The sequence below is a fragment of the Cupriavidus sp. 8B genome (genome assembly GCF_054589115.1).
Genome location: NZ_BAAILO010000068.1, coordinates 41,065 through 52,996, shown reverse-complemented (window position 1 = coordinate 52,996; position 11,932 = coordinate 41,065). Strand labels below are relative to the sequence as shown.

The window sequence follows — 11,932 nt, the reverse complement described above, 5'->3', positions numbered from 1 at the left end:
CTTCTACCGCCGACCTGGCCCAGCGCTGTTTCGCCGCTGCTGTTTTGGCTACTCGAGTTACTTGCCAGGCTCCCACCCAGTGCATTGCCAAACGCATCCACTGCCACTTGAGTGACATCAATTCTGCCCCCATGCATGGCTTGCGCAGCGAACCCTCCCGCCACGCCTGCTGCCACGCCACTGACGAGCCTCTGTTGTGCTGCACTAAGAGAGCTGTCCTTCAGGAGCGCGCCGGCGCTGTCGCCAGTCAGGCGACCCACGCCGGCCCCAACTGCGGACGCAGCCACACTCATCCAGTCGAAGTGACTCTGAAGCCCCGTCGCAACGCCTATGCCTTGGGTCATCGCACTACTAACGGCAGCCTCTGCAGCCGCGGTGGCGACATTGGTAGCGGCCCCGAAGACAGCCCCTACCCCTTCTGTGACGGCGAAGCTGATGGCTGCCATCGCCACCTGCTTCCAGTCAAATCCATGCTGAACACCGATTGCCATCCCGACCAGCTGACCTGTAATTGGCCCAAGCACCGAAGTAAGGACCAAGGGCGTTGTCGCTTCGGTAGCCGCGGCCCCACCAAGCACCATCGACACCTCTTCCGGAATAGCCTCGTATTGCTGTGCGATCGCTGTAACAGCAACGACAGCGATCATCACAATGATGCTGCCAAGTGCTCCACAGCCGCCACCCCCATCCTGCTGCGGAACCGGCAAATTCGGCGTGGTGTCCCCCACCACCTTCGATGGGTCGTACGGCTTGAAGGTATTGCTGGTGTTATGCGCCGACCCCACCCGGCTTGGGATCGTCAGCGTTTGCCCCACCCGCAGGTCGTTGTCACCCCGCAGCCCGTTCGCGTCGGCAATCTGGTACCACAGCTGGCTGTCGCCGTATGCCGCCTGCGCGATGCTCTGCAGCGTGTCGCCGCTGCGCACCGAATACTGCCCCGTCGACGCCGCCGGATATGTGTTGGTGATTGGCTGATAGGTGAGATTGAAGTCGCCTTGTGCCACGTAGTTCGGATCGCCGTTACCATTGGCCGGCGTCACCGGATCCACGCCGGAGCCATACACGCCGTACTCCTGGCCGTCGATCACCAACTCCTTGAGCACATTGCCCTGCTGCGTCTTCTGCAGGATGTGGCCACTGACGTCGTTGACGAAGCTCCGATCATTCGCCGGCTTGGTGCTATCGGCGACTCCAGTCAGGAACCCGTTCACATCGTAGCTGTCGGTGGTGGTGCCGTTCTGGCCCGTGTTGTCGCTGCGGTGCCCGACGACGGAGCCTTCCTTGTAACCGTCGAACCTCGCCTGGTTGATGTCGTAGTACGACGTCACGCCGCTGCTGTCGGTGCTCCGATAGGCGACCACATTGCCGGCGGCATCGTAGCCGCTGCTGGTAGCGGTGTGCGTCACCGTCTGTGTGGCGTAAATTGGTGTGCCCGACTCATCCGTACCGGTCTGGACCTGCTCCTGGGTCTGCCACGTGGTGGTCTTTTCATACACCTGGTCACTGCTGAACGCGCCGTCCGGCTTCGTGACGTGCTGCGTCAGCAGGCGCCCATCGGCGTCGTAGCGCGAGATGCGCGTGATGGCGCCATTGGCGTTGCTTTTGCCATTGGTCAACGCCTGGATGTAGTCGTTGGAGAGGCTGCCGTTCGGCCCGGTCTGCACCACCCGCGAGGCACCGTCATACAGGCGGGTGTCGAGCCGGATGCTCTCGTGCGCCGGCAGCGCGTTCCAACTGGTATCGAAGGCCCCCGTCGACACCGTGGCCAGCCGGTTCATCCGATCGTAGGTGTAGAACTCGGTGATGCGGCCGGTGTGATTGACATAGTCGATGTGGCTGGCGATCACATTGCCCGATTCGTCCCATCCCGTCACGGTTTCCTGACGCACCACCTGCTCGCCCCAGGTGGTGTCGCTCGTGCGGTTGCCGTTGCGGTCGTAGCTCAGGATGTGCCCCTGGCCGCTCGTGATATTGCCAATGTCCGCCGCATTGCCGTTGTAGGCGCCGTCGACCAGGATCTGCCGGTTCATCACGTCATAGGCGTACCACAGGTCCTGCGCATGGGCCACCGTGTCAACCACCGTGTGCTGTACCGGCTGCTGCGTGTAGATCGGTGCGCCCGATTCGTCGGTGCCGGTCTGTACCTGCACGTACTCCGTCACCACCCGCGCCTGCTGGGTGTTCCAGGTGGTGTGTTGATGCAGGCGATTGCCTACCTTGTCATAGTCAAAATGCAAGCTCACGCCGTCGATTGCGTTGACCTGCGCCAGCCGCCCAAGCGTGTCGTACGCGAGCGTCTGGTCCTGGTAAATTTGCCCGCCCTGAATCGTCTGCTCGCGTACATGCTTGCCGGCCGCATTGTAGGCGTACAGCGTAGTCTGCCGGTCGGCATTGTCCACGACCTTCACGATCTGCGTCAGCTGACCCGCAGCATCGTAGCTGTAAGCCAGGTTCTGCCCGCGGCTGTTGCCCTGGGCAATCAGCTGCCGGGCACTGTCGTAGTGGAACCAGTAGCCGGCACCACCGATATCCGTGTGCCCCTGCAGTTCGCCGAACGCGTCGTAGCTCCACGTGGACAGCGCCCCGTTGGCGTCCAGCTCGCCGATCTGGCGGCCGAACGCGTCGAAGGCCGCGCGGCTTACTTCGCCCAGCGGCTGCGTGGTGGCGATCACGTTACCGCGAAGGTCGTACGTGAACTGCGTTGTCTCGCCATTCCCGTTGGTTTGGCGGATCTTGCGCCCCGCCTGGTCGTAAACCGTGCTGGTGACCAGGTTGCGCTGGCTGCCGCTTATCGCATTGTTGCCGTCTGCGCTATACGCCCCGACCACGTCGCTAGTGATGCTTGTGTTGTGGTTAAGCTTGTCGTAGCCGTAGGTGGTGGTGTAGCCCATGGCATCGGTGATGCCCAGCTGATTTCCGAAGGCGTCGTAGCGATGCGTGACCACGCCGCCGTCGGAGTGAATCTCTTGCCTCAGATTGCCGGCGGCGTCCCACACCTGTCCGTTCACCTGACCATTGGCGTCGCGCACTGCTACTTGGCGGCCAAGCGCATCGTAGTAGAGCTGCGTGACGGGGCTATCGGCACTGCGCGCGCCGTTGCCATCCGGCTGGACCTCCTGTACGACCTGATTGTTCGCGTTGTAGCGGAACGTGGTGACCCAGTTCGCACTACGCACATCGCTCTGCGAAACCACATTGCCCCAGCGATCGAAGGTCTGGTACACGACCGGACGCACCGTGCCGCCGATACCGCTGTCGTAGCGGCCAGGCAAGGTCTGCTGGAGCGCGTGGCCGAGCAGATCCAGCCCGCTGTCGGTACGGCGTACCCCAGCCGTCAACTGGTCTACTTGTTGCGCGCTGCCGGCCTGGCCAAGGTCAACACCCAGGTCGGCCTGACTGCCCTGGCTGCCTGCACTGGCAATGCTCGCGGTCTGATGCCCTTGCAGGTCATAGAGCATGACCTTCTCGACACCGTCGCCGCTGTTGGTACGCCACTGGCGGCCGGCGGCATCATAGTCGAAGTGCTCCTGCCATTCCGGGCTAGCGCTCGCACTAGTGCCACGCAGGATCATCTCGCCAAAGCCGTTGTACGCCATCCGCGTGTGGACCACCCCGGCTTGCTGCTGATTGACGGTGACAACGCTACCGCCGCTGACCACGCTGGTCGACGCCGGCGTGATGATGTCTGTCTGCCGGCCTAGCGCGTCGTACTGGAACAGGGTAAACAGCGTGTGCGTGACGCCATCGTTGCCGGTAACGCCCAGCCATTGCTTGGCGAGGTGGCCTAACGCGTCGTATGACAGATAGTGGCTGACGCCGTTGGCGTCGGCGGTCTGAATGACGTTGCCGTGGCTGTCATACTGGTTCAGCGTTACGTGATCGGCGGCGCTGTCGCCGGCAACACTAAAGCCCCCTGCAGAGGCGCTAGCCGCGCCACGGGCATAGTCAATCTTGACCACGACATTGCCGTAGGCGTCGCGGCGGAAAACCGTCAGCGGGGTCAGACTCGCGCCATTGGCAGTGCTGTTGCGCGCCGGCGCCGCCACTGCGACAGTGCGGCCGAGCGCGTCGTAGTACGTGTAGGTGCTGTTGTTCAGGGCATCGGTCGCGCGCGTAAGGTTACCGACCGCGTCATAGCCATAGGTGGTCGTTACATCGCCGCGCGTGCTTGTGCCGTCGGGTGCCGAACTAAACTCCACACCAACACGCGTTTCACCGGTCTTGCGGTTGTTGCGATCATAGCTTGTCGTTGTGGTCCTGTCGTCCACGTTTGGCGTCGGCAGCACAAGGCTGCTCGTGGTCCATCCCGCTGCCGCGTTCGCATATTCGGTGTGCCGGACCACGTTGCCGGAGGCGTCATAGGCCTGCGTGGTGACATAGCCCAGCGCATCGACGGTAGCCGTCTCCTGCCCCTGCCGATCGAAGTAGTGGGTGGTGGTCGCCCAGGTATTCGTGGCAGTGTCTGCCATCACCGCGCTCTGAACGACTTGCCCGAACGCATTGTAAGTATTGCGCGTCACTTTGGCGGCCAGGTAACCCTGACCGTTGCCGTTGTTGACCCAGCTTTGCGGCTCGGTCACCTGGACAGCCCTGCCCAGTCGATCGTACTGGGTCGAGATGGCACGGTCAGCGCCGTGATCCAGGCCGGAGAGCGACTGGACGATCTGCGCGCTGCTCGGGGCATTGCCCCCCGCGCTCGGTAGGTTCGTTGCCGCCGCGTAGCGCGTCAGCGTTGTGACATCGCCAAAGGTGTTACGCTGAAAGCCCGTCACATAGCCAAGCGCGTCCACATCGTAGGACACGCGCCCAAGGTTGTCATAGGCCTTGTAGCTCGCGTTGCCCGCCACGTCGATGTTGGCCACGGCATCGCCAAAGGCGTCGTATACAACCTGCGTAGTCAGCAGCTTGCCGATTTCCGTGCGCACGCCGACCCCGTTGGCACCATTGCCCGTGAGGTCATCCGCGGCGGCGTTGTAGACGGCGACGGAGGGGTAGATGGTCTGGACCTGGCGGCCAAGCGCGTCATAGCGATACTGCGTGGTGCGCTCTTCCGGACGTCCCGCTGCTTCCGTGCGGCTGACCAGATTGCCCAGGGCGTCGTAAGCCAGGCGAGTCACGATGCTCGCCGCCCCGGACAAGGCGCCGTTGACAGCCAAGTTACCGTTTCCGTCGGCACCGACCGTCGTCAAGGAGACTGCAGGCGACGTCTCCGACGTCAAGCGACCCGCGGCGTCATACCCGTAGGTCCAGGTAGCGCCGTTCTTGTTGGTATAGCTGAGCTTGTCGCCGACGCCGTTCCATGTGTAGGTCTCGGTGGCGCCCAGGGCATCTGTGCTGCTGATGAGGCGACCGGCTGCATCGTAGTTGAACGTATTGCTTTCGTCGGTCGTGGGGTTGGTCGACAATGCACTCGCCACCGCGGTCACGGTGCCAGGTGTCGTCAGTGCGATCGGTGCGGCATACAAGATTGTACGGAGGACGCGTCCCGCGCCGTCGTACTGAGTTTGCTGCACATAGCCCAGCGCATTTACCGTATAGACTTGGCGGCCGGAGGCGTCGAATATGCGCTGGGTGGTTCGGTCACTTTCCGCATTCGGCTGCAGGCGAGTGCGAATGTCCGCTTCAGACGCAGCCGGAGAGAGTCCGCTCAAGGCAAGGCGATTGGCGTAGGCCGTGGTGGCTATCGCGTTGCCGTCGGCATCGTAGCGCGTCTCGACCACGGCACCAGTGCCGTCAATGCTGAGTATCTGACGGTGCGCCGCATCAAACACGGCTCGAGTGACCCGATCGTGAGCGGGATCGGCCTGCACCTCGGCTGCCACACCACTCGCGCTGAGAACACTGCTTTCCGCTGTCGGCGCGGCGATGCGATTGGCGTATGACACTCGTGCGGTGCCATTCCCGTCGGCATCATAGACGAACTGCGTTACGCCACCTAGCGCGTCAATTTGCCACGCCAGGCGGTTGGCCGAGTCATACGCCATTAGCGTCACGCGGTCGGCGGTGCTGGCGGTCACGCTATCCGGCGTGGCGTTCGCGCCAATCGGCGTGGCGTAAGCCACTTCCTTGACGAGATTGCCGTTTGCATCATAGATCCGCCGGGTCACGGCACCGGTGCCGTCGGCGCTCCAGACCAGGCGATTGCCAGCATCGTAGATGTTGCGGACGTGCGCATCGCGCGAAGCATCCGCGAGGCCAGACACGGCAGCCGCCAGCGCCGCCTCTGTAGGCGGAGTGCCCGACGGCACGGTGTTGGCAAAGGCCGCACGATCGACGACGTTGCCGTTCGCGTCGTAGGTAAAACGGGTAACGCTGCCAGTAGCGTCCAGCGTATAGTGCAGACGCCCGTCCTTGTCGTAGACACGGCTTTGCGAAGCGTCCTGTCCAGGTGCAGCCACAACGCGGCTCGCTATATCCGCAAGGGAGGGGGCCGTGTTCAGGCCAGCGAGGCTGATCCTGCCAGCGTACGTTGTGGTTGCAGTGAGCCTGCCTAGTGCGTCGTAGCTGTTCTGCTGGACATCTCCGCTAGCGTCAACCGTGTATACCAAGCGGCTATCCGCATCATAAGCATAGTGCGTCGTGTTGCCGCCGGCATCGGTTGCGCTGACAACATTGCCGGCCGCGTCGTAGGCATAGCGGCGCGTTAGGTTCAGGCCAGCCGGGTCAACGTGCTCCTCAACGCGACGACCGAGGGCGTCGTACACATACTGCGTGGACGTCCCCTTGGGGTCCGTGACCGTGAGCACCCTGCCAGCGTCGTCGTACGTGTAAATCGTGGTCAGGTTAAGCCCGCTGGGATCCACCGTCTGACTCAGCACCTGCCCCTTCAGGTCGTAAGACGTCTGCGTGACTGTGCCATTGGCGTCGGTGACGCTGATCTGCTCGCCCTTTGCATCGTACTGATAATAAGTAGTGAGGCCAAGGCCGTTGGGGTCCACGGTGCGGCTAAGCAGGCGGTTGGCCGCATCATACGTGTACACTACCTCGTTGCCATTTGCGTCGGTAGTTTCGATAAGCCGGCCAGTCTGGTCGAATCGGCTGCTGCTTTGTGCCAGGGGCGAGCTCGTGCCGATCAGGTTGCCGTCATGATCGTACGTATAGATGGTCTGGTTACCGTTGCCATCAGTCACGCTGCGAGTCTGCCCTTCAGCATTGTGCGTCGTGGTAACCGCGACGCCTTCCGGCGTCGTGACCGTCACACTGCGATTGACTGTGCTGTAGCTATATTGCGTGGCATTACCCAGGGCATCGATCTGGGTCAGCACATGACCGAATGCATCGTAGCTGCTGCTGCGCTGGGCGTTGGTCGGGTCTAGTATCTGAACGACCCTGCCGAGACGGTCGAAGCTCTGCTGCGTGAGGTTGCCATTGGCGTCGATCGCCTGCACCAGGCGACCGAAGGCATCATACTTGGCGCTCGTTACTGCGTTGATACCGCCCGCGTCGGATTCAGCCGCGATCTGCAAGCCGCGACGATCGTAGCTGCGGGTGGTGCTAACGGAATGGCCCGCATCAATCGATTGGGTGGTGCTGATGAGATCGCCGAAAGTGTCGTAGCTCGCGCTAGTCACGCCGCCGTTGGCGTCAGTGGTGGACACCAACTCGTTCACCGCGTTGTATGTGAAACGCGTCGTGCTATTGATTGCCGCACCACTTTGCCTTGCGGCATCCAGCGCTTGCTGTACTTGCTGGCTCTGCGCATTGCCGGTGAGGACGCCACCTTGCAGGCCGGCCAGAATGCCCGACTGTAGTCGGCTACCATATTGCGTGGCGCTGCTCAGGTTGCCGAATGCGTCGTATTGTCTTTCCTGTACTTCTCCCGAAGCGTTAATGGTGAAACGTAAGCGCCCATCCTGCTCATAGAAGAAGACACTGCGATTACCGTTGGCGTCCGTTACGCTTGTCCGCCGCCCTGCTGCATCATAGGTATATTTAGTGGCGTACTGCGACCAGATGGTTTCAATTTGCGTCTGGCTCATGCCACTCGTGATCTGCGCGGCGCCTTCGGCGGAAAGCTGTGCGCTCACGCGGCCGAACGCATCGTAGCGAGCCAGCGCCACGCGTTGATCCGACGAGTTCGCGGCGGTCGTTACGCTGGTCACATCCCCAAGGCTGTCATAGCCATATTGAGTCACCGCGCCTTCTGCGTTTGTCTGCGCCCCCAGGCGATTCAACGCATCCCACGTGTTAAGCGTGACATGGTCTTCGACACTGCGCGCCGGGCGCAGATTCGCCAGCGTCGCATCTGCGCTCGCCGGGCCATTGGCGTGGTTGGCGTAGCGGATGGTCTGCGTCAGATTTCCGCGCAGGTCAAAGACGGACTCGGTAAGGTAGCCCTCCCCATCCACTTGACCGACCAACTGGCCCTGCCCATCGTAGTAGTAGAAGGTCTGGATGTCTTTCGCGTCGCTAGCCGGCAAGACGCCTGCCAGCGAGTCCGTACCCACTGCTGTGGCAATGGCGGCCTTCAGCGCGGCGAGATCCGACGTGCCGTTGAAGCCGGCCACGGCGTTGGCATAAGCAACGCTCTGTACGCGCTGACCAAGGGCGTTATAGCGATACTCGGTGAGATAGCCCTCACCATCGATGGTCGCTCGCAACAACCCATCCTTGTCATAAACGCGGTCGACGGTGCGGTCGTTGGATGCGCTCCCCAGATTGCTGGCGTCGCCACTGTAGACGGCCCTGATCTCTCCTGCACTCGCAGTCAGGTTGGTAGCAGAAAGCGTTGCAACCCCGCTGCTGTCTACCGAACTGCTGCCAAGAAAGGTTTGCCCCGCGAAGAAACTGACGGTTCCGCCCAGTTGACTGGCCCCAGCCACGGTTGCGGACAGGAGATGAGATGCATTGGCACCGGCTCCGACCACGGTATCTCGCAGGTCCGTTGTCGTAACATGCCCAGTCAATGCCTGCGCAATCGCCCCTCCATTTCCCAGCAGGCTTCCGTCTATCGGCGTGGCTAGCTGAGTGACGGCGGTAATGCGTGAGGCACCGTCATACTGGGTAAGCGTGACGTAGCCCTGCGGATCGACTTGCCAGGTGGGACGCCCGGCGGCGTCGTACAACGTTACGCTGATTTGATCGGCCGCGCTGCTCGCCGGCAGGGTAATCGTTGGCAAATGAGGGATTGGCGCGGACCCAATGTCCCGCCATACCGGATTTGTACCGTCGGGAGTATTCCCGCGGCTATACCATTGCGCTTGCCAAAGCCGACCGTTATACGCAACGATCGCCCCCCCCTGGTATTCCGCTCCGGAGGACCACGTCGGATTTGTACCCGGTGCAGGCACCTGAACCCAGGCGGCATTTCGACCCGGCTCAATGTTTTGCACAAACCATTGCGCCCGATACACCTGACCAGCATAGGTGACCTGCTCTCCGGCCTGATAGGCGGCTGCCGGTGACCACGTGCGGGGAGCGTTGGCGAGGGGCACCTCGGTCCACGCACCGTTGTTCAGGACATCCGGCTCTATGCCTTGCACATACCAATTGGCTTGATACAGCTTGCCACCGTAGATCGCGCGTCCGCCCTGGGTATATACGGCAGTAGCAGACCACTGAGGCGTGTCAACGGGCGGCGTACTGGGCAGAGGCGTCAGGCTGGTATTGACGTTTGCGTCAAGGTCTGCAAGCTGTGCCGCCGTGAGCAAGGTGGCATAGCGGATCGTCTGGGTCCTTTGGCCGAGGCTATTGTAAACGTACGCCGTGGCTTGCCCCGTACCGTCGACCTGTGCCTGGAGGTTGCCCGCCGCATCATAGAAGTAGTGTTGCTTTACGCCAGTCGGATCGATGCTCAGAATCAGGCGCCCAAGTGCGTCATATCGGTACTCGGCCTGGGCCTGGCCGCCTTGAATCGTCGAAACGAGTTGGCCGGTGGCATCGTAGATATTGGTATCGACGCGGCCATTGCTGAGGATATGACGGACAGTGTGATCGGCATCGTCATATTGATTGACCGTCACATTGCCGGCTGCATCCGTACTGCTCAGCAACCGGTTCAACCCATCATAAACAAAGCTGGTCTGATTGTTGCCACCATCCACGCTCTGCAACAAATTGCCAGCGGCGTCATAAGTGAACGCACGTACTGACTGCGTGCCGTCGGCGATGCCCGCGCCGGCGGCATCGACGCGCGCGAACGTGGTCGTGCGTACAATCTGACCGCGCGTATTGTATTGGTAGTCGACACGCGTCGACTTCTGGGCATCCTGAGCGGCAACCCACGTCGTCATGCCAAGCAGCGAGGGGGCCTGGCCAACGCCCAGGCCCGACGTTGGGACCGTCGCGGCCGAGTAGGCGATCTCGCTGGTCTTCTCGCCGTAGCTATCGTAGCGGTACTCAACCACCCGCCCCTCGGGGCTGATGGCAAACCTCAGGTTCGCATTGCCGTCGTAGACATAGCGTGTTGTCAGCGGATTGCTTGCGACTTGTCCACCGTTCGCGGGCTGCTGGTAAAGCGTGCTGGTGAGCAGCCGATTCTGCGCGTCATAGGTCTTCTCGACACGATTGCCCAGGCCGTCTACCTGAGACAGCAAATTGCCGTGTGCATCAAAGGTGGACCGGATCTGGTTACCCTGCGCATCCGTGGATTGAACCAGGTTCCCCGCCGCGTCATAGGCGTACTGCTGGTGCTGGGCCACACCCCCTGCCTGCGGCCCGGTAATATCGGTCAGCCGATGGCTGGCGTCATAGGTATAGACATTCTGATTGCCATAGGGATCGGTCACCGTGGTCTTGTGATTGGCCGGATCGTAGCTAAAGCTGACGGTACGGCCGAGCGCGTCGGTGACGCTGGCCACCTCCGACTGCCCATTCACCGAAACATAGCTGAAACTGAGTTCAGATCCGTCGGTCTGAGTGACACTCGCGATCAGGTTGGTGCCCTCGACGTAGCTGTAGCTGGTGACATAGACACGGCCGTCGGCAATGCTGTTGTCTGCCGGGCTTAGATCGACCTTGACTTCCTGAAGGCGGTTCTGCCAATCGTATCGATAGGATGTGCGGCTAAGGAAACTGCCATCAGCCTGCCTAACCTGCTCCTGTGCCAGGTTGTTTCCCTGGTAGACGAATTGAACACTCTCGCCGCTCGCGGCGGTTATGCTTGTCAGTAGGTCGCCCGAGAACGCATAGGTTGTGGCATTTCCATTCTGATCGCTAGACGAAGTCATGCGCCAGCCGCCGCCGCCCGAGGCATAGGTTTCGCTATTGCCCGTCCCGGCCTGTGTCCACGTCCATTGATTGCTGCTTGCGTCGTAGCCCAGCGAATCGAACTGCCCGCTACCGGTGGCAGCCAGATATCGCTGACTGGCCGCGTCGTAGGCGTAACTGAGAATGCTGCCATCGGCCGCGACACGCTGAATGGTGCTGCCGGCCTGGTTCAGGCCGCCCGTCTGGTTGAGCAGGCGATGGTAGCCGCTACGCCACCAGGCATCCGCGCCCTGGTTGCTGTAAGTCCCCTGGCTGTTATAGGTACGCACGACCCCAATATCGCCGCCCCGGCTGACGAGAAGGTCGTCCTGACCCTGCAGCACCAGATTGCCGGTGGCAACATTCACAAAGGCTTGTTGGCTCGCATTGCCTTCGCTAGCCGCACCGAGAAGCCCGCGTTGCCCCAGGCCCGCAGAGCCATTACCAGTCAAACCGAAAAAGTCGCCGCTGACAATACCTACCATGGTTCGCCGTCCCGTCAAGTTGGTTGCCGCTCAGACGTCTACTGGCCGTCCAACAGCATTTGTTCCTGTTGCTCTTGACTAAGTTATCCAGCGAACTTTGGATAAGTTTAGGGTGCCGCTCAAAGATTTCGTCCTCCTGCCGCCGATCGCACGTGCGGCGAAATTTGACCGAGAGGGCCGATCTTCCAGGCGGACGGCACAGACCGGCGGCACGTCAAAAAATATTCCGCCCACCCCTAAACTTTCGGAGTTTCCTCCGG

At 61.6% G+C, this 11,932-nt stretch carries 1 protein-coding gene; it reads right to left on the bottom strand.

The window, feature by feature from the left end:
- A partial coding sequence (locus ACYP5B_RS06730) for a carbohydrate-binding protein (RefSeq protein ID WP_459569053.1) occupies window positions 1-11,672 on the bottom strand: 11,672 nt, incomplete at its 3' end.
- Between the last annotated feature and the right edge of the window lie 260 nt (window positions 11,673-11,932).